The organism is Janthinobacterium sp. OK676 (assembly GCF_900103595.1).
GTDB lineage: Bacteria > Pseudomonadota > Gammaproteobacteria > Burkholderiales > Burkholderiaceae_D > Janthinobacterium.
In genome coordinates, this window is record NZ_FNHA01000002.1 from 121,716 (window position 1) to 147,451 (window position 25,736).

At 65.3% G+C, this 25,736-nt stretch carries 23 protein-coding genes and 1 tRNA gene; 6 read left to right on the forward strand and 18 right to left on the reverse strand.

The features are described 5' to 3' along the window. Position 1 precedes the first annotated feature (1 nt). The 6 genes from tssH to BLU39_RS04185 form a co-directional block, all read right to left on the reverse strand. Positions 2-2,644, reverse strand: coding sequence for a type VI secretion system ATPase TssH (gene tssH, locus BLU39_RS04160; protein ID WP_092710173.1), 2,643 nt, complete (start codon positions 2,642-2,644; stop codon positions 2-4). Further along, on the reverse strand, positions 2,641-3,117 hold the full coding sequence (tssE, locus tag BLU39_RS04165) for a type VI secretion system baseplate subunit TssE (protein ID WP_092710175.1): 477 nt from the start codon (positions 3,115-3,117) through the stop codon (positions 2,641-2,643). Before tssE ends, tssH begins: the two co-directional genes overlap by 4 nt. Positions 3,118-3,182: 65 nt before the next feature. Then, on the reverse strand, positions 3,183-3,674 hold the full coding sequence (locus BLU39_RS04170) for an Hcp family type VI secretion system effector (RefSeq protein WP_034750126.1): 492 nt from the start codon (positions 3,672-3,674) through the stop codon (positions 3,183-3,185). Between the two features lie 31 nt (positions 3,675-3,705). Then, positions 3,706-5,205, reverse strand: coding sequence for a type VI secretion system contractile sheath large subunit (gene tssC / locus BLU39_RS04175; protein ID WP_092710178.1), 1,500 nt, complete (start codon positions 5,203-5,205; stop codon positions 3,706-3,708). Between the two features lies 1 nt (position 5,206). Beyond that, the gene (gene tssB, locus BLU39_RS04180) at positions 5,207-5,716 is read right to left on the reverse strand and encodes a type VI secretion system contractile sheath small subunit (protein ID WP_092710181.1); all 510 of its coding nucleotides are present in this window, start codon (positions 5,714-5,716) and stop codon (positions 5,207-5,209) included. A 36-nt stretch (positions 5,717-5,752) separates the two neighbouring features. After that, on the reverse strand, positions 5,753-6,343 hold the full coding sequence (locus tag BLU39_RS04185; RefSeq protein WP_092710184.1) for a tetratricopeptide repeat protein: 591 nt from the start codon (positions 6,341-6,343) through the stop codon (positions 5,753-5,755). Between the two features lie 279 nt (positions 6,344-6,622). On the opposite strand from BLU39_RS04185, the gene tssJ reads away from it, so the two are divergent. From tssJ to icmH, 3 genes are read left to right on the forward strand one after another with little or no spacing between them, the layout of a single operon-like run. Beyond that, the gene (tssJ, locus tag BLU39_RS04190; RefSeq protein ID WP_092710187.1) at positions 6,623-7,210 is read left to right on the forward strand and encodes a type VI secretion system lipoprotein TssJ; all 588 of its coding nucleotides are present in this window, start codon (positions 6,623-6,625) and stop codon (positions 7,208-7,210) included. 37 nt (positions 7,211-7,247) lie between these two features. Beyond that, positions 7,248-8,618 (forward strand): type VI secretion system baseplate subunit TssK, encoded by a 1,371-nt coding sequence (gene tssK, locus BLU39_RS04195; protein ID WP_092710194.1) that lies wholly within the window; start codon positions 7,248-7,250, stop codon positions 8,616-8,618. Beyond that, the gene (gene icmH / locus BLU39_RS04200) at positions 8,615-9,403 is read left to right on the forward strand and encodes a type IVB secretion system protein IcmH/DotU (RefSeq protein WP_092710196.1); all 789 of its coding nucleotides are present in this window, start codon (positions 8,615-8,617) and stop codon (positions 9,401-9,403) included. Before tssK ends, icmH begins: the two co-directional genes overlap by 4 nt. On the opposite strand, the gene BLU39_RS04205 is transcribed toward icmH, so the two are convergent. The 4 genes from BLU39_RS04205 to BLU39_RS04220 form a co-directional block, all read right to left on the reverse strand. Next, a complete protein-coding gene (locus tag BLU39_RS04205) occupies positions 9,404-10,186 on the reverse strand; it encodes an OmpA family protein (RefSeq protein ID WP_092710199.1) in 783 nt (260 codons plus the stop codon). It lies immediately after the preceding gene. Positions 10,187-10,195: 9 nt separating this feature from the next. After that, positions 10,196-11,176, reverse strand: a complete 981-nt coding sequence (tagF, locus tag BLU39_RS04210) for a type VI secretion system-associated protein TagF (protein ID WP_092710202.1) — start codon at positions 11,174-11,176, stop codon at positions 10,196-10,198. Then, a complete protein-coding gene (gene tssM / locus BLU39_RS04215; protein ID WP_092710206.1) occupies positions 11,173-14,973 on the reverse strand; it encodes a type VI secretion system membrane subunit TssM in 3,801 nt (1,266 codons plus the stop codon). The genes tagF and tssM overlap by 4 nt, the downstream gene beginning before the upstream one ends. A 195-nt stretch (positions 14,974-15,168) precedes the next feature. Beyond that, the gene (locus BLU39_RS04220) at positions 15,169-16,008 is read right to left on the reverse strand and encodes a M15 family metallopeptidase (RefSeq protein ID WP_092710209.1); all 840 of its coding nucleotides are present in this window, start codon (positions 16,006-16,008) and stop codon (positions 15,169-15,171) included. Positions 16,009-16,147: 139 nt separating this feature from the next. Here BLU39_RS04220 and BLU39_RS28870 point away from each other — a divergent pair, with 139 nt between their 5' ends. Beyond that, positions 16,148-16,801: a hypothetical protein gene (locus BLU39_RS28870; protein WP_254788886.1), complete on the forward strand. Its 654-nt coding sequence runs from the start codon at positions 16,148-16,150 to the stop codon at positions 16,799-16,801. Between the two features lie 15 nt (positions 16,802-16,816). On the opposite strand, the gene BLU39_RS04230 is transcribed toward BLU39_RS28870, so the two are convergent. After that, the gene (locus tag BLU39_RS04230) at positions 16,817-17,194 is read right to left on the reverse strand and encodes a VOC family protein (protein ID WP_092710211.1); all 378 of its coding nucleotides are present in this window, start codon (positions 17,192-17,194) and stop codon (positions 16,817-16,819) included. Then, the gene (locus tag BLU39_RS04235; RefSeq protein ID WP_092710214.1) at positions 17,191-17,982 is read right to left on the reverse strand and encodes an alpha/beta fold hydrolase; all 792 of its coding nucleotides are present in this window, start codon (positions 17,980-17,982) and stop codon (positions 17,191-17,193) included. Before BLU39_RS04235 ends, BLU39_RS04230 begins: the two co-directional genes overlap by 4 nt. Before the next feature lie 329 nt (positions 17,983-18,311). Here BLU39_RS04235 and BLU39_RS04240 point away from each other — a divergent pair, with 329 nt between their 5' ends. Then, positions 18,312-18,695, forward strand: a complete 384-nt coding sequence (locus tag BLU39_RS04240; RefSeq protein ID WP_232731151.1) for a hypothetical protein — start codon at positions 18,312-18,314, stop codon at positions 18,693-18,695. A 121-nt stretch (positions 18,696-18,816) separates the two neighbouring features. On the opposite strand, the gene BLU39_RS04245 is transcribed toward BLU39_RS04240, so the two are convergent. Then, positions 18,817-18,892: transfer RNA gene (locus BLU39_RS04245), tRNA-Asn, on the reverse strand. A 259-nt stretch (positions 18,893-19,151) separates the two neighbouring features. Here BLU39_RS04245 and BLU39_RS04255 point away from each other — a divergent pair. After that, positions 19,152-19,859 (forward strand): GntR family transcriptional regulator, encoded by a 708-nt coding sequence (locus BLU39_RS04255; RefSeq protein WP_092710221.1) that lies wholly within the window; start codon positions 19,152-19,154, stop codon positions 19,857-19,859. Positions 19,860-19,926: 67 nt separating this feature from the next. Here the strand turns inward: BLU39_RS04255 and BLU39_RS04260 are convergent, their stop codons facing one another. From BLU39_RS04260 to BLU39_RS04280, 5 genes are all read right to left on the reverse strand, one after another. Next, the gene (locus tag BLU39_RS04260) at positions 19,927-21,225 is read right to left on the reverse strand and encodes an NCS2 family permease (RefSeq protein WP_092710224.1); all 1,299 of its coding nucleotides are present in this window, start codon (positions 21,223-21,225) and stop codon (positions 19,927-19,929) included. Between the two features lie 69 nt (positions 21,226-21,294). Continuing rightward, positions 21,295-21,696: a GtrA family protein gene (locus BLU39_RS04265; RefSeq protein ID WP_092710227.1), complete on the reverse strand. Its 402-nt coding sequence runs from the start codon at positions 21,694-21,696 to the stop codon at positions 21,295-21,297. Positions 21,697-21,836: 140 nt separating this feature from the next. After that, the gene (locus BLU39_RS04270; RefSeq protein ID WP_314606655.1) at positions 21,837-23,306 is read right to left on the reverse strand and encodes a c-type cytochrome; all 1,470 of its coding nucleotides are present in this window, start codon (positions 23,304-23,306) and stop codon (positions 21,837-21,839) included. Continuing rightward, positions 23,303-24,961, reverse strand: coding sequence for a GMC family oxidoreductase (locus tag BLU39_RS04275; protein WP_092710232.1), 1,659 nt, complete (start codon positions 24,959-24,961; stop codon positions 23,303-23,305). Before BLU39_RS04275 ends, BLU39_RS04270 begins: the two co-directional genes overlap by 4 nt. Further along, on the reverse strand, positions 24,958-25,617 hold the full coding sequence (locus BLU39_RS04280) for a sugar dehydrogenase complex small subunit (protein WP_092710235.1): 660 nt from the start codon (positions 25,615-25,617) through the stop codon (positions 24,958-24,960). The genes BLU39_RS04275 and BLU39_RS04280 overlap by 4 nt, the downstream gene beginning before the upstream one ends. Positions 25,618-25,736 lie beyond the last annotated feature (119 nt).

Below are 25,736 nucleotides of genomic sequence, written 5' to 3' on the forward strand. Positions count from 1 at the left end.
GTTATTTGATGGTGTACTTGAACTGCCCCTGCTTGCTGGCACTGACGCGTATCGACGCGACCGGCTCGCCTTCGGCCATGCGCGCCAGTACCGCTTCGGCGATCGCCGGCAGCAGGCTGCCGTTGAGGATCTGGTCGACATTGCGCGCGCCCGAATCGACCTCGGTGCAGCGCGCCAGCACGGCGTCGACGAGGCCCGCGTCGTGACTGAACCGCGCCAGGTGGTTGCGCGCGATGCGCGCGCCTATCCTCGCCAGCTTCAGGTGGATGATCTCGGCCAGCACCGCATCGCTGAGCGGATAAAACGGCAGCACCTTCAGGCGTCCCAGCAAGGCCGGCTTGAAGTGCGCCACCAGTTGCGGGCGCACCAGTTCTTCCAGCGCGGCCGGCGTGGGCAAGTCTTGCGCCACCCGGTTCAGGCAGGCGGCCATCATGGCGCCGGACCCCAGGTTCGAGGTGGCGATGATGATGGTGTTGCGAAAATCGACTTCACGCCCTTCCGCATCATCGAGCACGCCCTTGTCGAAGACCTGGAAGAACAGCTCCAGCACGTCGGGGTGGGCTTTTTCCGCTTCGTCGAGCAGCACCACGCTGTAGGGCTGGCGCCGCACGGTTTCCGTCAGCACGCCGCCTTCGCCGTAACCGACATAACCGGGCGGCGAGCCTTTCAGGCCGGCCACGCTGTGCGCTTCCTGGTATTCGCTCATGTTGATGGTAATGAGCTTGCGCTCGCCGCCATACAGCAGATCGGCCAGCGCCAGCGCCGTTTCCGTCTTGCCCGTGCCGGACGGCCCGGTGAATAAAAAGACGGCTTGCGGCTTGTTCGGGTCGTCCAGGCTGGCGCGCGCCGTGCGCACGCGCTGCGCCACCGCCGCGATGACGTGGTCCTGTCCCAGCACCCGCTCGCGCAGCGCCCCGTCCAGGGTCAGCACCGTGCGGATGTCATCCTTGAGCATTTTCCCCAGCGGGATGCCGGTCCAGCCGGCGACGATGCCGGCCACCACCTGCGCATCGACTTCCAGCGGCGACAGCGGCGCTTCTCCCTGCAGGGCCGCCAGTTCTGCCTTCAACGCCAGCAGGCGCGCCGCGCCGACTTCGCCCGGCCGCTCGCCGCGCAGTTGCGCGCGCAAGTCGCCGATCTGCGCCACCAGCGCCTTTTCGCGCTCCCAGCGCTGCGCCAGCGCCGCAATCGACGCCTGTCCTTCTTCATGCTCGCGCCGCAGCTGCGCCAGGCGCGCGATGCCGGCTTTGTCGGGTGCTTCGCCATCGGACGCCTCGCGGGCCAGGGCGGCGATTTCCGCGGCGATGCGTTCCTGCCGCCGGTTCGCGTTTTCCAGCTGCGCCGGCGTGGCGCACTGGCCCAGCGCCACCTTGGCGCAGGCCGTATCGAGCACGCTGATGGCCTTGTCGGGCAACTGGCGCCCGCTGATGTAGCGGTGCGACAGGCGCACCGCCTCGACGATGGCGGCGTCGCGCACGCGGATGCCGAAATGGCGCTCCATCAGCGGCGCCATGGCGCGCAGCATGGCGCAGGCGATATCCTCGCTCGGCTCTTCCACCTTCACCACCTGGAAGCGCCGCGCCAGCGCCGCATCCTTTTCAAAATATTTCTTGTACTCGCTCCAGGTGGTGGCGGCGATCGTGCGCAGGGCGCCGCGCGCCAGCGCCGGTTTCAGCAAATTGGCCGCGTCGCTCTGCCCCGCCTGGCCACCGGCGCCGATCATCGTGTGCGCCTCGTCGATGAAGAGGATGATGGGATGCGGGCTTTTCGTCACCTCGTCGATGACATTCTTCAAACGGCTTTCAAACTCGCCCTTCACGCTGGCGCCCGCTTGCAGCAAGCCCATGTCGAGCGCGTGGATGTGCGCGCCCAGCAGCACCTCGGGCACGTCGCCGGCGGCGATGCGCAAGGCCAGGCCTTCCACCACGGCCGTCTTGCCCACGCCCGCCTCGCCCGTGAGAATCGGATTGTTCTGGCGCCGGCGCAGCAAAATATCGACGGCCTGGCGTATCTCCGTCTCGCGGCCGATCACGGGATCGAGCTTGCCGTCGCGCGCCAGCTGCGTCAGGTCGGTGGTGAACTGGTCCAGCGCCGGGGTCTTGCTGGCCAGGGTAGCAACGGGATCGTCCCCTATGTCGGCAAGCGGCGGCACCGCCGCGCTTTCCTCCTCGCCGGAGCCGGCCGTCAGCTTGTCCGGATGGTGCTTCAACTGCTCCACGCTGAAGCGGGCGAACAGCTTTGAGCCGCGGTAGGCGAGCTGCGACAGTTCCGGTTCCGTCAGCAGCGCCAATAACAGATGGCGGCTGCGGATCGGCCCTGGCTGCGCCGTGTCGAGCGAGGCGATCAGCCACGCGTGTTCGAACAGCAGCGGCAAATGGGGCGAAAATACGGGCGTGCGCGCGCTGCCCGTCTTGAAGCCGCCGATCTCGCGGCGCAGGTCCGCCTCCAGCGCCGTCAGGCTGATTTCGCTGCGCCGCGCGATGGTGACGAAGTCGCTGCGCTCCTGCTCCAGCAGCGCCAAAAACAGGTGTTCGATATCGACTTCATACTGGCCCAGTCCCACGCAAATGCTTGCGGCGCGCGTGGCGGCCGTGCGCGCCGTGTCGTTGAGTTTGGCGATCAGGGTCTTCAAGTTATTGCTCATGCGGCGGCTCCCTTGCGGTTGATCGAATAGCGCAGCGACGATGGCTGCAGCACGGCGTCGAAATTGACCGTCTCGCCGCCGGCCTTCATGGCCAGGGTGCCGCTGATGACGAAGCCGACCCGGTTGATGGCGCCCGCTTCGCGCTCCAGGCGGGCGCGCACATTGCGCAGGCGCGGTTCGTGGCGTTCGATGGCGGCCTTCAGCGCGGCGCAGATACGGGCCCGGTCATCGCTGCTGGACAAGCACATGCCGGCGAAATCGATCAGGCCATAGTTGACGATGGAGGCCGCGCATTCCGGATAGGCGTCGAGCGCGCCGGGCGGCAGGGCCACGCGCGTGTTGAGCAGCTCTTCCAGGTCGCGCGCTACCGCATCCTTCAATTGTTCCAGCGACAGGCGTACCGCCACGCCGCCCGCCGCCGTACCGCCGTCGCCCATCAGGCGGTCGAACAGGCCAGGTATATAAGTGTCCATGCGCTCTCCTGAAAAATCGGCGCGGCGCGCGGCGTTGGTGGCCGCCGCGCGCCGCGCACCATCGATCAAGCCACGCGGTTCGCGGCCAGGTCCCAGCCGCCCGAGGTATTGCCGCCGGCGCCACCCGTCACTTTTTGCTGCGTGTATTTCCACTTCACTTTCGAGAACTTGAAGCCGACGTGTTCACCGAGGATGTCGCCCTCTTCCACGTTCGGCGTCACGGCGCCGATCAGCACATTCTCGATTTCGATTTCAAAGTACTTGACGCGCTCGCCCTGGCCATCGGCGCGCATGAATTCGAAGCGCGCCTTGGGGATGGTCTTGCCGGCCGAGCAGGTCTGCAGCAGCACCGGCGAGGCCAGGTCGGCCAGCTTGGAGATGACGATGTCCTTGTGCTCGCAGCGTTCGGCCGTATGGCCGCCGCCCGTCGAGGCGGTGGCGGACTTCGGCTGCTCGACGCTCCAGCTGACCGATTTGCACTCGATCCAGTCCTTGTGCTTGTCATCGGTGGACTCGCCCTTGATGCCGTCTATCTGCAGATATACATCGATTGCCATGGTGTGCTCCTCTGGTTGAAAGATGGATGAATCATGAATTGGTCGACTTCGGCAACTCCGCGACCAGTCGGAGCGAAACGGATAATTCATCGAGCTGGAAGTGCGGCCGCAGGAACGACACGGCGCGGTACACGCCGGGCCGGCCCGGCACTTCATGCACCTGCACGGACGCCTCGCGCAGGGGGAACTGCGCCTTCTGTTCCTGGCTGGCGTTATCATCGAGCAGCACGTACTGCATCAGCCAGCGGTTCAGGAAGTCTTCCACGTTGGAGGCGGCGGCAAAGCTGCCGATCTTGTCGCGCATCATGGCCTTCATGTAATGGGCGATACGCGAGACGGCGAAGATGTACTGCAGCTGCGACGACAGCACCGCGTTCGCATTGGCCGCGTCGCTGTTGTACTTGCGGCTTTTCTGCGCCGACTGCGCGCCGAAAAACGCCGCATACGCCGTGTTCTTGCAGTGCACCAGCGAAATGAAGCCCAGGTCAGACAATTCCTTTTCGCGCCGGTCGGTGATCGCCACTTCGGCCGGGCATTTCAGGGCCACGTCGCCTTCGTCGGTCTTGAAGGTGTGCGTGGGCAGGTCGTCCACCAGGCCGCCGCCCTCCACGCCGCGGATGGCGGCGCACCAGCCATAGTCGGCAAAGGCGCGCGTCAGCTTGCTGCCGAACGCGTACGCGGCGTTACACCACAGGTATTTGTGATGGTCGCTGCCGTCGACTTCCTCGACAAAATTGAAACCTTCGACCGTGGTGCCGTCGACGGGATTGAACGGCAGCCGGCCCAGGAAGCGGGGCAAGGTCAGGCCGACGTAGCGCGCGTCTTCCGATTCGCGGAAGGCTTTCCATTTCGCGTACTCGATGGTGTCGAACACCTTGGCCAGGTCGCGCGGCTTGCCCAGGTCGCCGTAGCTTTCCAGGCCAAACAGTTCCGGCGCCGCCGAGGCGATGAACGGTGCATGCGCGGCGGCGGCGATGTGCGACATCTGCTCGACGAAATACATGTCTTCCGGCTGGCGCGAAATGGCGAAGTCGCCCAGCAGCGCGGCGAACGGCGCGCCGCCGAAGGTGCCGAATTCCTCTTCATACACCTTCTTGAACATGCTGCTCTGGTCGAACTCCAGCGCGGCCTGGAAATCCTTCACCAATTCGCGCTTGGTGGCGTTGAACATGCGGATCTGCAGGCGCGTACCCGTATCGGAATTGCCGACCAGGTAGCGCAGCCCCGTCCAGCTTTGCTCGAGCTGCTGGAACGGCGCCGCGTGCATGATTTCGCTGAGCTGGGCCGAGATCAGGCGGTCGATTTCCGCTACGCGCGCGTCCAGTGTCGCCGACAGGCTGCTGGACATCAGCACCGTGCCATCGAGCACCTGCGCTACCAGCTCGGAGATCAGGTCGCGCGCACGCGCATGTTCGGCGCCGGACTTGGCGACGCGGCTTTGCTCGACGATCTGGTCGAGCAAATCGGTGGCGGCCGGCGCGTCGGGCGTGGAGACAGCAAGGGCTTCTGGGGCTTCTGCCTGGGCGCTCATCTCAATCCTCCTGCGCTGGGAACTGCGGTTTCAGGGTGGCCAGGCTGTCCGTGTTGTTCAGCACTTCCGTCAGCAGGTCTTCCAGCTTGTCGTTGCCGGCCAGCTTGTTGCGCAGGTCGGCCAGCTTGGTGCGTGCCTCGAGCAGCTTGCGCAAGGGATCGACCTGCCGCACCACCGATTCCGGGCGGAAGTCGTCCATCGAGCGGAAGCGCAGATCGACGGCAAAGGTGCCGCCCGCCTCGCTGATGCGGTTCGGCACGGTGTAGCGGGCCACCGGCTCCACGCCGGCCAGCACTTCGTCGAAGTTGGCGCCATCGATGGCGACGAACTTGCGGTCCTTCAGGCGTTTTTTGTCGCTGTCCGGATTGCCGCCAAAGTCGCCCAGCACGCCGACCACGAAGGGCAGCTCCTTGTTTTCAATCGCGTCGCCTATCTCGACGTCATAGGTCATTTGCACGCGCGGCGCGCGTATCTTCTGCAGGCGCTTTTGCACGCTGTCGGACTTGGACATGTCGCTTCCTTTGCAAGGGGATGGAGGGATACTGGGTTATTTCAGGCCGCTGAACGGGTCGGCCGCGCTGCCTGGCGCCGCCGCGCCCTTCGCCGCCGGCGAGCCGGAACCCGCCGCCCGCCTGCCAGTTGCCGGCGGGCGCTTGGCCGGCGGCACCAGCACGTCTTCGCCGATGCTCGCGCGCAGCAGCTTGGCCAGTTCCTGCGCTTCCGAACGCAGCGAACCATTCAGATTGTTTTGCCGCGACAGGTCGGCCAGCGCCTTGCCGGACAAACGCAAGCCGCTGACGGCGACGATGCTGTTGGCCACCTTGTCGTCCGGGTCGCGCTCCAGCGCTTCGAGCGCATGGCCGATGGCGTCGCCGTACTGGCCGCGGTCGAACTTCATCTGCGCCATTTGCAGCCACGGCGCCTTGTCGGCCGGGTAGCTGGTGCCGCCGCGCTGAAGCAGGGTCATGGCGCGCTCGTACTGGCCGGCGCGCGCCGCCGCATCGGCATCGCTCATCACTTGCGCCAGGGTCGGCGCAGCAGGCTTTTGGGGCGCCGGCTGTTCCGGCGTGGCGCAGGCGGCCAGCAGCAAGGCGCTGGCGAGGCAGGCAATACGGGGCAAGATGGTGGCTGGCTTCATCGGGGCACTCCTTCACGTGGAGGACGCTACCGCTGGGAACATTGGGCGGCGCCTTGGTGGAGACTATTATTAACCGGCAACTTTTTTGCCAAATTGAGATTAATCAGCAAAGAAGAAGTTCCACATCACAGCCACGTACTGCGCCATGAATCCTGATCTGGCACAGTAATTGTCTGGATCACAGGCCGATCTTGCGCCAACGCAAGCAGGCCGCCGGTGCATGCGCTTAAATGACTGCAGCACTTTTATTTCCACCCTTCATTTTTTCAAAGATCAGCCATGCCATTTGACGCCCCGCTCCGCCGCCTGGCCCGCGCCACCGCGCTACTGTTGCTGGCATCGTCGCAGGCCGGCTGTGCGGGTGGCGCCATCGGCAGCCTGGCCAACGCGGCGCTGCAGATGGCCGGCGTGACCAAGCCGCCGCCGGAACTGCCGGACGCGCAAAAGCCGCCGCGCAACGTCAGCATCCGCCTGCACGCGGCGCAGCGCCTCAACACGGATGCCGACGGCCGGCCGCTGGCGCTGGTTGCGCGCATCTACAAGCTGCGCCAGAGCGCCGCCTTCGAGCAGGCACCGTACGACAGCTTCCTCGACGCGCAGCGCGAAAAGGCCGCGCTGGGCGCCGACCTGATGGAAGTGAAGGAAGTGCTGCTGGTGCCGGGCCAGCGCTATGAAGTGCAGGAAAAAGTCAGCAAGGAAGCGTATTTCATCGGTGTCGTGGCCCTGTTCCGCGCCCCTGCGGCGCAGCGCTGGCGCGCCACCTTTGCCGCCGCCGACGCGGAACAGGGCGGCATCACCGTCGGCCTGCACGCCTGCGCGCTCAGCATCAGCGGGATGGCCGCGCCGTCGGCCCCGCGCTGCCAGTAACACCAACAGACACACCACACATACAAGGAGAATCGAGATGGGCATGGCAGCGAAAGTCTTGTGGGGAGAAGGCCTGTTCCTGCGGCCGCAGCATTTCCAGCGCCAGGATCAGTATCACGAAGCGCGCCTGCATCACACGGCCAGCGCGCTGCATCCCTACCTGTGGGGCGTGGCGCACATGGCGTGGGACCTGGCGGCGCTGAAGACGGGCACCTTGCGCCTGCAGGCGCTGTCGGCCATCTTCCGCGACGGCGAAGTGTTCGAATCGCTGGGCGACGGCGCGCCGGGCAGCGATGCCCTGCCCCCGCCCGTGGACCTGGAAGCGCTGCCGCCGGCGGTGCAGGAAGTGACATATTACGCGGCGCTGCCCATCCTCAACCGCGAAGGCATGAATTACACGCTGCAGGCAGCAACGGCAGGTACGCCGGCCAGCACCCGCTTTGCCCACGCCATGCGCGCCACGCCCGACCTGTTCACGGAGTCCGCCGTGGCCGACGTGGCCTACCTGAAGAAAACCGTGCGCCTGATTCCCGACAGCGAAGCGCGCGGCTCCTACGACTGCCTGCCGCTGATCGCCCTGCGGCGCACGGTGTCGGGCGGCTTCGAACCCGTGCCCTCGTTCATGGCGCCCAGCCTGGCGATCGCCGGCGCGCCGCGCCTGCAGGGCGTGCTGGAACACCTGCTCGACGCCTTGCAGGCGAAAGTGAGCGCGCTGCACGGCCACCACCGCGAACCGAGCCGCAACGTGATCGAGTTCCGCTCGGGCGACGTGTCCTCGTTCTGGCTGCTGCACACGGTCAGCACGGCCGCCGCCGCGCTGATGCACTATGTACGCCATCCGGCCCTGCATCCGGAGCGCCTGTACGAAGCGCTGCTGGGACTGGCCGGCGGCTTGCTCAGCTATTCCAAGCACTATACCCTGGCCAGCCTGCCGGCCTACGACCACGCGCAGCCGGGCGCCTGCTTCGACGCCATCGACGCCATCATCCGCGAACTGCTCGACACCGTCATCTCGTCGAAGTATTTTTCCATCGCCCTGCTCGAAGACAAGCCGTCCTACTACCTGGGCAAGCTCGATTCGGGCAAGATCGACCAGCACACCACCTTGTACCTGGCCATTCGCGCCGCCATGCCCGCCATCGAACTGGTCGACGTGGTGCCATTGCGCGTAAAAGTGGGCGCGCCCGACGACGTGGAAAAATGCGTGCTCACGGCCATGCCCGGCCTGAAGCTGTCGCATGCGCCGCAAGTGCCAGCCACCATTCCCGTGCGGCCCGACACCTATTATTTTGCGATTGAAAACCGCGGCGCGCTGTACGAACAGATGCTCAAGGCGCAGTCGATTTCCGTCTACGTGCCGGCCGGCATACGCGACCTGCAGCTGGAACTGATCGCGGTGACGGCATGAGCCAGCTCATCGAACGGCGCGCGGCGCCCTCCCTGCTGGGACAAACCGGTTCCGCTGCTGCCGGCACGGCCAGCCGCCATGCAGGCAGCGCCCTGCTGGACCTGATGCACGAAGGCTTTTACATGCTGTTCATGCTGAAGCACGGTTCGGCGCCCGGCGACGAACAAAGCTTCATGGACCGCATCACGGCCTTCCTCGACGACTTCGAGCGCGAGGCGAAAAAGATCCGCGCCGATGGCGACGATATCGAGGCGGCCAAATATGCGTTCTGCGCGGCCGTCGATGAAATCATCCTGGCCTCGCCCTTCGCCCTGCGCAAGCAGTGGGAACGGCGCCCGCTGCAACTGCTGATCTTCGGCGACCAGCTGGCCGGCGAACACTTCTTCGACCGCCTCGACGCCTTGCGCGGCAAGGGCGCCATGCGCGTGCAGGCGCTGCAGGTCTTCCACATGTGTTTATTGCTGGGATTCCAGGGCAAGTATGCAATCGACGGCGGCGAAAAACTCAGCTACCTGACGGCACGCCTGGGCGACGAGATCGCCCACGTCAAGGGCAAGAGCCGTGGCTTCGCGCCGCGCGCGGAACGCCCCGACCAGGTGGTCAACAAGCGCGGCAGCGACGTGCCGCTATGGGCGCTGTCGAGCTTTTTCGCCCTGATCGCCATCTGTGCCTACCTGGGCCTGAAAACGCATCTGACGCGCGGCACGCAAACGACCCTGGCCGCATATGCGGACCTGGTCAAGCTGGCGCCACGCCCGGCCCACCTGACGATCACCTTGCCGTAATTACTGCGCAATCCTGAACTCGATGCGCCGGTTTCGCGCCCGGCCATCGGCCGTGGCGTTGCTGGCCACGGGACGGTCCGGCCCCAGGCCCGACACCAGCACGGAATCGGCCACGATGCCCTTGCCGGCCAGGTAGGCGCGCACGGCTTCGGCGCGCGCCTGGCTCAGGGCCACATTGCTGGCGCGCAGGCCCGTGTCGTCCGTGTGGCCGATCACCTCGACCTTGCGCCCGCGCAGCTTGAGCATGACGGCCGCCATCTCGTCGAGGATGGCCAGGCCGGCCGGCGTGATGGTGGCCTTGCCGCTGTCAAATTCGATGATGCGTTTATCGAGCGCCGCATCGAGCAAGCCCTGCTCGGCCTCGGCCGCCCTGACCCGCAAGCCGTTGTTGACGATGTAGGTGGGATTGAGGCTGGTGGCGATGTCGCTGGCGATCTGCTGGCGCTGCGCCTCGTTCGCCACTTCGCCGCGCACGCTGACGTTATTGCCGTCGACGGTGATCTGGCCCCGTGAAATGAGCTTCAGGTTCGGCGCGATCAGCTTGTGCACGTAAGCGTTCCAGTTGGCCGGCACGGCCACGTTGCCGATGGCGATCTGGTCGACCACACGCTCGGCGCCGTACAGTTCACGCAGGCGGGCCAGCACGGCCGCCTTGCCCGCCTCGTCGGCCAGAGTGCCCGTGACGAGGATCTGCCCCGGCATCGGCGTCTGGGGCGCTTGCGCCTGGGCGTGGCAGGGAATGGCGGCGGCAAGCAACAGCAGAAAAATGACGGGAGATTTCATCGCAATCCTTCAGGCAAAGGTATCGGCAAACATGGCGCAGGCCGAGCGCAGCGACAGCTGCTCCTGCTGCAAACAGGCGGAAAACCGGCGCAGCGCCGCATCGTGTCCCAGCTGCTCCTCGACCCAGTCGAGCTGGTCGAAGACGATCAGCCGTTCGCTGCCGGCCTGCGGGTCGATCAGCGCGCGCAAGCCATGCGGGTCGGCGCCGCAAAAGCCGATCACCAGCACGGGCGCCTCGTCGAGGTGGGAAAAGAACAGCGCCAGTTCGAAATCGGCCTGGCGCAGGAAAGGCGCGATCAGGTGCAGCCAGAAGCTGGCCACCAGCTCGCGCAGCTGCGCGTCTTGCGGCAGCGGCAGCACCAGGCTTTTTCCCAGGCGCGGCAAGCCGCTCTGGCGCACGGGCCGCAGCAGCAAGCCCAGGCCCAGCAGCAATTCGCGCACCGTCACGGGAAACGCGGGCGAAGCGAGCATCGTTTGCAAGCCATGCACGGTCTGCGCCTGCAAAAAGGCCGCCAGCCGCGCCGCGTGATCAGGTGCGGCCGGTTCGATTTCGACCACGTTGCCGGCCAGCGCCAGCAGGGCCGGCCCCGGTTCGGCGCTGGCCACGATGCCTTGCGACAGCTGCTCCACCCGCTGCCACAGGGGCGCGAGCGCCAGCGGGCTGCAAGCGACAAAGGCTTCGGCATCATCAACTTCGAGCGCGCCCATGGCCATGAAGGGGAAGCGCCGCAGCGACTGGTCGTTGCTCGCTTCCAGGCGCCCGGCGATGGCGCGCCGGCTGCGCGTGCCGACGAAGGCAAAGCGCAGCGGCGGCAAGGCGTCGTAATTGAGCTTCCAGCGCGGTTCCACCGTCAAGGCGGTCATGACCTGCGCCAGCCAGTCGTCGAGCAGCTGCACCAGCGCGTGATTGTCGCAAGCCTTGATGAAGTCGCCGCGCGCGGGGATCTTGCCAAAATAGCCGAGGCGCACCTGCTGTTGCGCGCGCATCATGGCGACACTCCCGCCACCGCGGCAATGGCCGGCGCGGGCGCGGCGGCAGCACCGACGATGGTCTCGGGCAGCTGCATGCCGCGAAAGCCCTGGTCCTGCACCGCCGCAGTTCCGCCCGCACCCGTCGCCGTCGTTTCGGCGCTGCTGGTGATCTTCAGGTCGACCGCCACGGCCACCTCGCCGCGCGTCCAGCGCAGTTCGAACACGCCGCCATCCTTGCGCTTCTTGGCCGCCGCATCAATCATGCGTTTCAAGCCGAACTGCCCCGGCTCGTTGAACAGTTCCACCGTGCGTCCGTCGAAGGTGACGGCCGTGATACGCGCGCCTTGCTGGCCCGCCGCGCCCTGCGGGCCCGGATGCACCATGTTCGTCCACTGCGCCGGCGTGTTGCGGTAGCGCAGTTGCTGGCCGTCGATCTCCACCGTGTATTCCAGGGTGCCGGGCGCGGGCGACGGCTGGATCTGGAAGACGGTTTGCGCCGCCGTCGACGTGGCCGCCACGCCGCCCGCGCCCAGCGGCGCGATCCAGCCGGGGAAGCGCGCCACCACCTGCGGCGCCAGGCTGATGCCCATGTCGGCCCAGGTGCGCGGCGCCAGCACGTCGCCGCGCCGCACCACAAGCGGCCCCATGGACGTGGTGACGAATTTCGCCACCAGCCCTTCCGGGCCGAAGAACTGGCCGATCTCGAGGTTGCTCGCCTCGATGCGCGCCGTGGGCGCGAACGGATATTTGTTGGCCAGCGATTTCTGGAACGGTTCGTACACCTGCGCCGCCCAGGTCTTGTTGATATCGAGTTCGGCCGGCGCGACGATGACGGCAAAGGTCTGCATCAGCGGACGCACGAGGATGGGGCGTATCGCCTGTTTTTGCGCGTCGCTCATCCCCGTGAGCACCTGCTCGTCAACCAATTTCAGGGCGTCGGCCAGTTCGGAACCGCTGCCCTCCAGGGTCTGCTGCATGAACTGGCGCGCACCCGGCCCCGCGTCGCCCTGGTTCTTCAGCAAGTTCAAACGGCTGCGCAGTTTCGATAGCGCTTCGAGGTAGGCGCGCATCAGCGAGGCATTGTTGTCCCTGGCCGCCACCAGTTTGCCCACGCCCGCAAATTCGCGCCCCACGGGGCCCATCGGTTTATCCAGGCGGGCCGGGTCGAGCTGCGCATTGACGCCGGGATTGGCCGTCAGCTGCGATGGCGCGCGGCGCAGCACGGTTTCCTTGAACCAGGCGATGATGCCCCGCTCGGCCTTGCGCAGTTGGGCGTTTTGCAGGGCCGGGTTGTCCCACGAGGTTTCCTCGTAAATCGTCGTCAGCAGCTTGGCGATCGGCGACGACTGTGGATCGCCCAGGCGGTTCATCGCCTGCACGGCGCCGTCAAAGCCTTTCAGGTCGGCGACGGCCACGCCCTGCACGAATTTCTGCCACTCGCGCGCATAGTCGGCCTTGTACATGGCCACCAGATTTTTCTCGATCTGCTCCGGACTGCCTTCCAGGGTCAGGTCGTCGGTCGAGGCGCTTTTCAGCACCCAGTCGGCGCTTTGCAGTTCGCGGTTGGCGGCGTCGCGAAACGCGCCCTCGACGAATTTTTCCCAGGCCTGGCGCGTAAAGGCGCCGGAGATGGCGTAACTGCCCGCCAGCAGCGCCTGATCCTGCTCGCCGACGATGCGCGCCACCGTCATGCCGGGAAAGCGCGTCGAAGCGCGCGCCTTGACGTCGGCATACACGCGCTCGCGCGCGGGCATGCCGCGCACCACGCGGCGCAGGTTTTCGCGGGCCTGGTCGACCAGCGCCAGCTTCTGTTCGATGCGCGGCCAGGACGGGTCGCCGATCTGCGCCAGGTAAAACGTCAGCAGCCGCTCGGCGCTGCGTATCATCTGCTCGCGCGGCATGGCGCCCCGGTTGCCCTCCAGCCAGCCGCGCCAGAAACGCGTCATCTGGTCGTTCAGGTGGCTGCTTTCCGCATGCGTTTTATCGGCCAGCATCAGATAGGTTTTCAGCGCGTTGTAGGCATCTTCCACATGCGTCGCGCTGGCCGCCTGGTACTGCACGCTGCGCGGCGCGGCGGCCGGCGTCTGCGGCGTGCGCGCCGAGGGCTGCAGCTGGTCGGCGCTGGCGTTCATTTCGAACAGCAGGGCTTCCAGCGCGCCCGCCACAGGAGCGAGCATGACCTGGCGCGCGCCCGCAAAATACTCCTCGCGCAGCTTGCGTTCAAGTAACTCCCCCTGGTACAGGCCCAGGCGCAAGGACCACGGCCGTTGCGTGCGGTACGCGTCCAGCTGTTCGATGCGGTCCTGCAATATCTCGAGCGCTTCCAGGCGCGACTGCAAGTCCAGGCGCCGCTCCTGCAGCTTCACCACTTTATTTAAATCGGCCTCGACGTTGGCCACCAGTTGCCGGTTGCCCAGGTAGGACCAGCTCCAGCCGCCCAGACAAGCGCCCAGCGACACCGTGGCGGCGAAGAACACGGCATATTTGAAGCGCAGCTTGGCGCGGTTGGCATAGGTGGCCACCAGGTGCTTGTCGGCAAAAATCACCTTGCGGAACAGCTCCAGCAGGAAATAGCCATGCTGGCGCGCACCGGACGGCGCCGCGGCCGCGGCCGGCGTGAAGGCGAGGTCGAAGCGGCGCGCCACCTGCTGCGAGGAGGCGCTGACGGGCTCGCCCTCCTGCAGTGCGCTGGTGAAATAAAAGCCGCGGAACACGGGCTGGAACTGGAACGGGTTTTCCTCGAACAGGGTGGCGATAAAAGCGCGCAAGGCCGGCTTGATGGCGGCAAACTCGAGCGGAAAGGTGAATACGCCCGGTGCCATCGTCTTGCGTTGCCGGTGCGCCATATTGGCCAGGCTCAGCTCCGTCAAGCCATCGTGCAATTCATCGAAACTCTGGTCGAAAAACGCCAGCAGCTCGGCCGTGGGCAGCTTGCGCTGGTAGGGCATGGTGGCGCCCCAGACGCGCTCGCGCTCGCTGCGTTCGGACTCCGCGAAAAATTCCGTGAAGCCGGCGATCAGGTCCGCCTTGGTAAACACGATGTACAGGGGCGCGAACACTTCCAGCCGTTCGATGACGTCCTGCACGCGCTTGCGCAGGCTGCGCGCCAGTTGCATGCCCACGTCGGGGTCGCCTTTCAATTCGGCGATGCTGACGGCGATGAGGATGCCGTTGATGGGCGCCTTGCGCCGGTATTTTTTCAGCAGGTCGAGAAAGCCGAACCACTCGCCGCGGTGCTCGTCGACGACGCAGTAGCGCCCCGCCGTGTCGAGCACGATGCCGTCCGTCGTGAAAAACCAGTCGCAGTTGCGCGTGCCGCCCACGCCTTGCACGATCTTGCCGTCGGCGAAGGGGAATTGCAGGCCCGAATGCAGGATGGCGCTGCTCTTGCCGGCGGCAGGATTGCCGATGATCATGTACCACGGCAATTCGTACAGGGCGGCGGCACCCGATTTGAGGCCCAGCTTGGATGTCTTGATGGTCTCGATGGCGGCCAGCATGCCCGAGCGCACCGCGCCGAGTTCGCCCTGCTGCGTGTTGCCGGCCGTGAAGGACGAGGCCGCCTGCGCGGCGGCGATCTCGGCCTCGTTGAGGATGGCCTGGCCCAGCGCCTGGGCATCGCGCCGCGCGCGGCGCCGGCGCCACAGCCACAGGCCCAGCCAGGTGACAAAGGCCAGCAGCAGCAATGCCAGGGCCCAGATCAGCGCCACTTCCAGCACCTCGGCGCCCAGGTACAGGAACACGGCCAGCGCCACGAAGCCGAAGATGGTCAGTTGGCGGCTGTCGGTGAGGAAATGCCAGAGTCGTCGCAGCATGATAGGCCCAGGGTGAGGTCGCAAAGCAAGGCGGATTCGACCCATGCTGACAGCAATGCGGCGCGGCTTTGTTGACATACGACAAGTACCGGGCGCCAGCGCGCGGCAGGCGGCGGTACGCCATTGACACTGCGCAAGCAAACTTGCAGCTGTGAAATTCGGGCCGATACGCGGCGCTAGAATGGCTGGCGCGGCTTACTTGCCCAGCACGCGCGGTTGCGGCAAGTCCGTGTGGCCAAAATCCATCATGGTCCAGCGTCCGCCCCAGCGCAGGCCCACCGATTCGGCCGTCACGCCATATAAACGGTAGCCGCGCATGGCCCAGGCATTTTTTTCAGAAATGATGAGCTTTCCTTCATGCATGAATGCGCAATCGGCCGCCAGGCCATACTGGTGATAGCTTTGAAACGCCCTCGCGTTCGTCACGTTCGGACCCGCCGCCGCCAATTGATCCTGGCGCGCGGGGCTGCGGTAGCCTTCCAGCAAGACCATGTCGTAACCATGCACGTCCTTCATGATCTTGAAGGCCAGCAGCAGACGCTGCGCGAAATCGTGGTCGAGCAATTGCCAGTTACGGCTGGCGCCGCCCAACAGCGGGCGCAGCTGCGTTACTTCGGCAGTGGAAAACAGCAGCGGCGGCAAGGTCAAAGGCGGTACCAGCTGCTCGCCTTTCAGCAAGTCGCTGACCTGGTCGTTGATGACGTGTTGCTGGTCGGCATAGCCGCGCAAGGCGATGCGGTCGCTGGACAGCCAGGCCAGCAGCGGCGGCACGATGACCAGCACGCTGCCTGCCAAACTCAGCCAGCGATGCCGCCACAGGAGCTGCCAGGCACGCATCATGCCCGAGCCCGTGTGCCGTTGCACGCGCTGCCACTGCGCGCCGCCGCCCCGCTGCAGCCCCTGCGCGCGCCGCTGCATGCGCCAGCCCAGGTTGACGAGCGTGTGCAGCACGACGGCGCGGCCGCCGGGAAACAGCAGCAGCCAGCAGGCAAGACAGGCGAGCAAAAAATACATCAGGACCAGGGCGACGAACATGGGGCGCTCCGTGACGGGAATCGGCGGGGCCGGGCAATCCATTGCTCGGCGGTATCGCTAGATCGTAGGCGTGCGCGGCCCGCATGAGCGCGGTTTACATCAAGGTCAGTCGAGTTTGATCCACTGCGGAGGTGATATTTTGTCTTTACTGAAAACCGGGGATGGCCAGATGCGCGGTCCTGACCTGCTGGGCAAGGCCGGTGCGGCTGGCGCGCGCATCGAAGGCCAGGGCATCCTGTCGCAGCTCGAGCATGGCGCCGCCGCGCCCGCCGCCAAGCCGGCCCTGCGCTGGCGGCACGGGGCCGCTGGCGCGCTGGGACTGGCGGTGCTGGTCACGGCCGTGCTCGCTTACGACACGGACGTCTTGCCCCTGCCGCCGGCACCCGCCAAGGCCATGGCGCCGCCCGCAATGCCGGCGCCAGCGGTGCTGCCGCACACGGAGCAGGCGGCCATCATCGTCAATACGGCGGCACCGCCCTTGCCCGAGGTGGCGGCCGTGAGCGCGTCACCCAAGAGGCCGCCGCCCGTGCGCCAAGCTACGGCACGTCCTCAGGGGACGAGGCCGACCGCCGCGCCCGGCGACAGCGACGTCGCCTTGCTGACGGCGATGGTGGCCCATGCGCACCGGCAGGAAGGCACAGCAAAGCCTGCGCGCGACGTGGTGCTGCGCCAGAGGAACGATGAAACGGCGGAACTGTTGCAGCGCTGTCAGCAGCTGGGCCTGATCGAAGGCATGCTGTGCCGCTCGCGCATCTGCTCGGGCCGCTGGGACAGCGATCCCGCCTGTCATTGAGTGCCTGGGTGAACGTCAGGCGCGCTCGGACACTTCGATCAGATTGCGGTCCGGGTCGCGCAGATACACGGAGCGGATGGGCCAGTTGGCGCCCGTGCGGGGCACAGGCCCTTCCTCGATGGCAATTCCCAGCGCCGCCAGGTGGGCGATGAAGACGTCGAGCGGCACGGCGGCAATGAAGCACAGGTCCAGCGCGCCGGGCGTGGGCAAATCCGCCTTAGGCAGGAATTCCTTGCCGGCCTCATGCAGGTTGATTTTTTGCGCGCCAAACTTGAAGGCATGGCGGCCGGCGCCAAACGTTTCGATCTGCATGCCCAGCACGCGCGTATAAAAATCGATGCAGGCCGCCTTGTCGCGGGTGGTCAGTACCAGGTGATCGAGGTGGTCTATCATGTGTTTCTCGGGTGACTGGCCACGTCCATGCGGCCTTGCAAAAAGCCTTCCATCAGCGCCAGCAATGCTTGCGGCTGCTCCTGGTGCGGCGTATGGCCGCACTGCTCGACCATGGCGGGCATGGCGTTGAGCGCCTGCGCCACGATGGTGTCGACCTGGGCCGCGCTGCCATACTGGTCCTCGCTGCCCTGCACCACCAGCGCAGGACATTCGACGGAGGGCAGCAGATACTCGATGTTCCAGAACTGGAAGCCATAGCTGAGCCATGTGTCCGACCAGGCCTTGAAGATGGTCTCCGTCTTGTCGCCATGGTATTTCGCCAGTGCGCGCAGCTTGCCCGCGCCGAACGCCGCGTCCGCCTCGCGTATGCCATCGAGCGTGATGCCCTCGACAAACACGTGCGCCGCTTCCGTGATGATGCCGCGCAAGCGCGGCGGCTGCTGCGCCGCATAGATCAGGGCGATGCTGCCGCCATCGGAATGGCCGACGAGAAAATGGTCCTGCCCTGGCAGCAATGCCGCGAGCACTTGCGGCAGTTCGCACAGCGCGTAGTCGTGCAGATAATGGAGCTGGCGGCGCGCCGCCAGCGGCGACGACTGGCCATAACCGTGGCGGTCGTACAGCAAGCCACGGCAGCCCGTCGCCTGGCATAGCTGCGCCGGGAAATCTTTCCACATCGCGCAGCAACCGAGTCCCTCGTGCAGGAATACGAGGCAGGGCTTGGCGGGGTCGCCTTCGATCAGTTCGTAATAGATATCGGTTTCGGCACTCAGGTTCAGTATCGGCATGGGCTAGGCTCGCATCGGCAGGTCGGCTGGGCCTATTGTGCCATTGTCCTGCGCGGCATGCGTGCCGCCCCCGTAAAAATAGCCTGCGAGAAAAGTTCTGCCCCCTTGCCCGCAAGGTGTTTGCGCCAGCACAAGCGAGCGCCGCTTTTCCGGACGCCTGGCGCCCCTTTCTCCCCCTGTGCACGCCTAGAATGAATTACTCCAACAGCATGGGGCAGGCGGCTACCTTATCAGCCAGGACGTGACACTGGCCGTCACGGCAACACAGATAGGGCGTCTTGCCGCACGACGACAGGCGCGGTGTCCAAACTATCGATCAGGAGTACATCATGGAAATGAAAGTAGAACATCGCACCGGCAGCAATCTGGCATCGGAAACCACCGATCTGCCAATGGAACAGGATGGCCAGGCCGCGAAAGGGGCGGCCGCGCAAGACCTGAACCTGAGCGCCGCCGCCTTCACCACCTACTACACGTGGACGGCCAATGGCGTGCATCCTTCGGTGAATTTCACCAATGCCAACGTGCACGCCAATTCGCGCGTATTGCTCAACATCAGCGAGTATGGCGCGACTCCGCAGGACCGCTTTATCGGCTCCGCCCGCATGGCCGTGTACAACATCGCGCCGTATAACGGCGGTTTCCGTGCCTGGGTCGATATCTCGTGGGGCAGCCCGCTCAAGGTGCGTTTCGACGTGTTTGTCGATCCCTGATCCGGGAAACACCGCGTGCGTCGTTGACGCACTGAAGCGATGACTGGCGTGAACGGGAAACCATGCGCGCATGACAAAAAAGGCCACGTATTGCCACGTGGCCTTTTGCTGCTGCTTGTTCTGGCTCCCCGACCTGGACTCGAACCAGGGACCTGCGGATTAACAGTCCGTCGCTCTACCAACTGAGCTATCAGGGAAAGGAGGCCGAATTATATACGTCAAAATTTCCCATGTCCAGTTGTTGCTGCATGACCAGCAAAACCGGCCGCCAGGGAGCACGCCTCGCCGGCTGGCAGGGTCCGTCTGCGCGGCGCCACGCAAGATAGTAGAATAGCCAGGCCTTGCCGGGACGGAAGGCACACAACGACATGCCGGCAGCGATGGCCTTTCCGGCCAGCGCCGGCGGCATGTGATCGCAAGGCGCGTCCTTGCTCTGGCCTACTGCTCTTATCCGACATGACAGAATCAAGCGCACCAGCGGTGGCAAAATCCCATAGCGGCGACAGCTCGTCCGACATCGCCGCGCATATGGCGGCCGCCATCGTGGCGCGCCAGTTGCCGCCCGGTACGCGGCTGCGCGAAGAGGCGCTCTGCCGGCTGTATGGCGTCAGCCGCACAAAGATACGCGCCGCCCTGCTCATCCTCTCGAAAGACAAACTCATACGCATGGTGCCCGACAAGGGCGCCTTCGTCAGCCAGCCGACCGAAGCGGAAGCACGCGACATCTTTGCCGCGCGCCGCATCATCGAAGCGGCCCTGGCGCGCGAATTCGTCGCGCGGGCCAAGGCCGCCGACTACAGGATGCTGGAGCGGCACCTGAAGGCGGAACGCCAGGCGCTGGCCCAGGCAACGCCGCTGCGCTCGCAACTGCTGGGCGACTTCCACGTGCTGATGGCCGATATCGCCGGCAACGCCGTGCTGGGCGACATCGTGCGCGAACTGGTGGGCCGCAGTTCGCTCATCACCATGCTGTACCAGTCGGGCCACGCGGCCGCCTGCTCGTGCGACGAGCACGGCCGCTTTCTCGAGGCGGCGCGCAGCGGCGATGCGGACCTGGCGGCGCGCCTGATGGTCGAGCACCTGGTGCACGTGGAAGCGGCCCTGCGCTTCGACGGCAGCGCCGGCGAGGCCAAAAAAGACCTGGTGGCGGCCCTGCTGATGTAGGCTGCGCCATCAAAAAAGGCCGCCGATGCAATGCACGGGCGGCCTTGTCGCTTCGACGAAAAACCCGCTACTCGCCCAGGTAAATAAACTTGAACAGGAAGATGGCGGCGATGATGTAGGCCACCACGGACACCTGCTTGCCCTTGCCCGTCAACAGTTTCAATACGGCATAGGTAATGAAGCCGAACGCGACGCCGCTGGCAACCGAATACGTAAACGGCATCATCAGGGCCGTGATGGCGGCAGGAATGCTTTCCGTGCTGTCATCCCAGTCGATGAAGGTCAGTTCGCGCAGCATCAGGCACGCCACGTACAGCAGCGCGGGCGCCGTCGCGTACGCCGGCACCGTGTGCGCCAGCGGGGCGAAGAACAGGCTGCCCAGGAACAGCAGCGCGACGGCCACGGCCGTCAAGCCCGTGCGGCCGCCCGCCTGCACGCCGGCCGCGCTTTCCACGAAGGCCGTCGTGCTCGACGTGCCCAGGCAGGCGCCGGCGGCGATCGCCGTGCTGTCTGCCAGCAAGGCCTTGTTCATGCGCTCCATCTTGCCGTCTTTCAGCAAGCCCGCACGGTTGGCCACGCCCATCAGGGTGCCCGTCGCGTCGAACAGTTCGACCAGGAAAAATACCAGCACCACGTTGACGATGCCGAACGACAGTGCGCCCATGATGTCGAGCTTGAACAGGGTCGGCTCGATGGCGGGCGGCGCCGATACGATGCCGTTGAACTGGTTGCCGCCAAAGAAGAAGCTGGCGATGGTGATGACAAGAATGCCGATCAGGATGGCGCCCGGCACTTTCAGGCGGTCCAGCGCGACGATGATGAAAAAGCCGACGATGGCCAGGATGGGCGCCGCCTGGTGCAAGTCGCCCAGGGCGATGATGGTGGCCGGGTTCGACACCACCACGCCCGCGCTTTTCAGGGAAATGATCGCCAGGAACAAGCCGATACCGACCGTGATGGCCGTGCGCAGCGCGGGCGGGATGCTGTTGATGATCATCTCGCGTATCTTGAACAGGCTCACCAGGATGAACAGGCAGCCGGAAATGAAGACGGCGCCCAGCGCCACTTCCCAGCTCATGCCCATGCCCTTGACCACCGTGTACGAGAAATACGCGTTCAAGCCCATGCCCGGCGCCAGCGCGATCGGGTAGTTCGCATACAGGCCCATGATCAGGGTGCCGATGGCGGCCGCCAGGCAGGTGGCGACAAAGACGGCATCTTTCGGCATGCCCGCGTCGCCGAGGATGGACGGGTTGACGAAGATGATGTAGGCCATCGTCAGGAACGTGGTCAGGCCGGCCAGCAGCTCCGTGCGCACATTGGTCCCGTTGTCCTTCAGTTTGAAATAGCGTTCCAGGAACTGCATGATTAACCCCTTGTTTTGGTGAAACCGCGCGCCAGGTCTTGGCCTAGCGCATTTTTTTCTTGCAACTATTTACTTGGTCGCCGCGCCGGCCGGCTTGAAGGCCCACCAGCGGCTGCCTGCGAAATTCCAGACCAGCCCGATTCCCGTCGCCAGTACCTGCGCCAGCCAGTAATACCAGCCCAGCTGGTGTACCAGCAGCCACATCAGGCCCGTATTGATGCACCAGCCTATGCCCAGCAAGGTGAAGTACTTGGAAGCCGCCTCGCCATGGCCCTTGTCGCTCTTGAACGTGAAAAAGTAATTGAGAATGTAGTTGACGACGGAACCCATGATGTAGCCGATGCCGGACGCGGCGGCGGCGCTGATGCCGGCCCACTCCACGCCGCCCCACAGCACGCTGTATTGCACGGCCGTGCCGGAAGCGCCGACGGCGGCGAAACGGAGAAATTGCTGATGCAGGGAATGGGACATGGTCAATTTTCAAATATGGCGAACACTCTCGCCAGGATCGGGCCAGAATAAAAAATGGCTACGATTGCTCGTAACCATTTTTCAGCCTGCATTTTACTGCAAGTTGCGCCCAACGTTCATATTCGCCGCCGTTTCAGTACTTATTCCTTGCGTTGGCGACGCCGGCGCAGCCACACGAACAGCGCGATCAGCAGCAGGATGCCCACGATGCCGCCCGGCAGCATGAACGGTTGTGCCCGCGCCAGCACGGGTTTCTCGCCACCGCTGCGCGCCTGCGCCACGTAGGCCGGCGTGACGGACACGTCCGGATTGCCGTACTGTTTCAATACGTAATTGGCGATCGACGCGATCTGCTCGTCCGTCAACGGTTGCACATAGGAGCGCTGGTCGAAACGGGGCATGAACGCTTCGTGCTCTTCCCCTTCGATCTTGCGCTCGACGCCAAACAAGATGGCCGAGACCAGGTTAGCCGGCGTGTTGCCGCCCGTCGCCGTATTGTTGAACAGGGCCGGATAGCTTTGTCCCGTGCTGCCCGCGCCGCTGGCCGAATGGCAGCTGGCGCAGTAGCCGGAAAACAGCACGGCGCCGCTATTGAGCGAATGGTGCTCGGTGGAACCGGCCATGCCGCGCAACGCAGCTTCTTCGCTGGCGGCGCTGCCATGGCTAAATGCCGCTTTCGTCTGCCCCGGTGCGCGCACGGGCGGCACCGTGCGCAGCCACGCCACGATGGCGGCCACATCGTCGTCGCGCAAAAATTGCAGGCTGTTCTGGATGGCTTCGGCCATGCCGCCCGCCGCCTGCCCCTTGCCTTCCACGTGGCCCGTCTTCAGGTAGGCCGTGAGTTCCGCATCCGTCCACGCGCCGATGCCGCTGACCTTGTCCGACGTGATGTTGGGCGCATGCCAGGAACCAAGCGACGCGCCGGCCAGGGTCTGGCTGCCGATTTCCCCCATCAGCGCATTGCGCGGCGTATGGCAGGCGCTGCAGTGCGCCAGGCCTTCGGCCAGGTAGGCGCCCCGGTTGATCTGCGCGCTCTTCGCCGGGTCCGGCACGAAGCGCTTATTGTCGAGGAACAAGGTATTCCAGCCCAGCATGGACAGGCGCACATTGAACGGGAATGGCAGCGCCGTCTGGCGCGCCGGCTCGTCGACGGGCTTGACGGCCTGCATGAAGTAGTAATACAGGTCGCCCACGTCCGCATCCGTCAGCTGCGCATAGCTGGTGTAGGGCATGGCCGGATACAGGTGGCTGCCATCGGCGCGCACGCCTGCACGCAGGGCGCGCGCAAAATCGGCTTCCGTGTAGTGGCCGATGCCGCCTGTTTTCGATGGCGTGATGTTCGTCGCGTAGATCGTGCCCAGCGGCGAGTCGATGGCGTAGCCGCCCGCATACGGCTTGCCGCCCGCCGCCGTATGGCAGGCCATGCAATCGGCGGCGATGGCCAGGTAGCGGCCCCGCTCCAGGCGCGCATCGGGATTGGCGGCGACAGGCGCGGCCGGGCGGTCCGGCGTCAGGGTGACAGGCGGAACAGGTGACACAGGTGGCGCAGCGTGCGCGGCCAGCGGCAAGCCGGCCGCCAGGGTCAGGCTCAGCAATAAACGGCGCATCATGCGGCCTCCCTTGCCAGGGTGCGGGCGATGTCGTCGGCCGCGCGCAGACCGAGCGCGGCCATGCTGAGGGTGGTGTTGACGACGCTGGCCGACGGCATGGCGCCGCCGCCCGGCAGCCACAGGTTGGCGTGGTCGTGGGCGCGGCAATTGCCGTCGACCACGGAGTCAAGACGATTCGAACCCATGATGACGCCGCCCATGATGTGGTTATTCGCATTCAGGCTGTCGGTGATATGGAATTCCACGGCGCCGAACAGCTTGCCGATGTGCTTGAGCTGCGCATGCGCGGCCTTCGCGCCATCGCGCACGTAGTCGCCCACGTCATAGTAAATGTCGGGACAGGCCAGGCCCAGCGGGTCCTTGCGCGTCTTGCTCAGGGTCAAACGGTTATGCGCTTCGGGCAACGGCTCCAGGCTGATCGACAAGTCCACGCCGAATGCGGCGCGGCGGCGGATCTCGTCGTCGAGGTCCTTGCCCACCAGGCCCAGCTTCAACGACTGCTGGGTAGCGGGTCCCACCCTCGTGATGTTATTCAGGATCATCTTGTTGGCCGAATACTGCGCGCGGAAGGCGCCATCGCGCGGGCCCACCAGGCAGCTGCTTTGCGCGGGGCCACGGCCCGTCCAGATCGGCTCATTGGCGAGGAAGGTACAGTGGAAACCCGAATGGTCCATCATGTTGCGGCCCACCTGGTCGGAGCTGTTGGCGATGCCGTTCGGATTGTTCTTGTTGGCCGCCAGCAGCAGCAAACGCGGTGTTTCGATGCCGTTGCAGGCAATCACGAAAGCCTTGCCCGTCGCCATGTGCGACTGTTTCTTGGCGTCATACCAGTGCACGGCGGTGACGCGGTTGTTCTGGTCCGTGTCGATGCGGTAGACGACGGCCTCGGCCAGCACGCCTGCGCCCTTCAGCTCGGCCCGTTCCACGTGGTGGATGCCGTTGTACATGGCGCCGATGGGGCAGATCGGCTGGCAATTGTTATTGCCGCAGCAGGTCGGGCGGCCCTGCCATGGGCGCGTCGAACGGCCTTGCGGGATCGGCACGGAGCGGTAGCCGTGCGGGTTGACCACTTCGGCGAAACGCTTGTCGCCATAGCCCCAGGGCACCATGTCCATCGGATACGGCGCGCTGCGTTCGCTCGGCGACTGCAGCGCCGGGTCATTCGGACCGGCCACGCCCATTTCCTGCTCGGCGCGGCAATAGTACGGTTCCAGTTCATCGTAGGAAATGGCCCAGTCGCGCCCTACCCCGTAGTCGCTTTTCATGCGCATGTCGGACGGCAAGTGGCGCCAGCACGACGCGGCCCAGTGCCAGGTCGTGCCGCCCACCGTGCGCAGATAGCCCTGCTGGAAACTGCTGCCGTTGGGACCGGACAATTCCACGTAGTTATTCTTCGGGAAATACAGGGGCGCGGGCGCGTTGTCCGCCTGCGGATACAGGCCCTGGAAGTCGGAACCGACGCGGTTTTCGAACGGCATGTTGCGCCAGTTTTCCACGGCCTGGCCACGCTCGATGCGCAGGCCCGCTTCCAGCATGATCACGGAATGGCCTTGCGCGGCCAGCTGGTCGGCCATCATGGCGCCGACGACGCCCGTGCCGACGATGACGACATCGGCGACGACGTCGCCATTACTCTTGAATTGGGGAGATTTCATTTTGCTTGCTTGCCTTTCGGTTCGGGGGTGCCGGTGGTGGCCGGCGCGGGCACGGGTTTCGGTTCCACGGGGGCGGAAACGCGCACGGCCGGCGGCGCCTTCAGCCACCACAGGGGGCCGTAATTACAGTAGGTCGGCACGACCTGGCCATCGGCCACCGTGCGGTACATCAAGGCCTCGGCGTAGGCGACGACGATGGATTTCGTGCCCTGCGCCGCGTTGCCGGCAACAGTGCCCGTGTACCAGGCGGCAACGATGGCCAGCGCCAGCTCGCGCAAAGCCGCATCGGCGGCGGTGGCGGCCGCCAGCAGGACTTTCGCTTCCTGGCCCGTGACGAGCAGCGCGCCCAGCTGCGGCAAGCGCTCGGCGAAGCCGGGCACGTTGGTGCGCATGGCTTGTTCGATGCGCGCCGCCGTCGCGGCGGACAGGTCGCGGTGGCCCGTGATCGTTTGCGACAAGGTGTAGAACAGCATGGTGGCGGGCGCCAGGCCGGGCGCCGGAGCGCTGGCCGGCGCCTGCATGGCGGCGGACAGGGGATTGCTCCAGAAACCGGCCTGCGCCAGCAAGGCGGCCAGGCCGATCAGGGCATGGCGGCGGCTGATGCGTGGAAGGGATGACGCAGATGTTGCAGATGGTTCGTTGCCTGGATGGTTCATGAGACTCCCGCAAGACTTGTTGTTTTATTGACTACGATGATTGCGCCACATTGCATTTGCGCATATATGGAACCGGTTCCATATTATCCTACATAAATAAATTGTTTGCCAATGGAGCA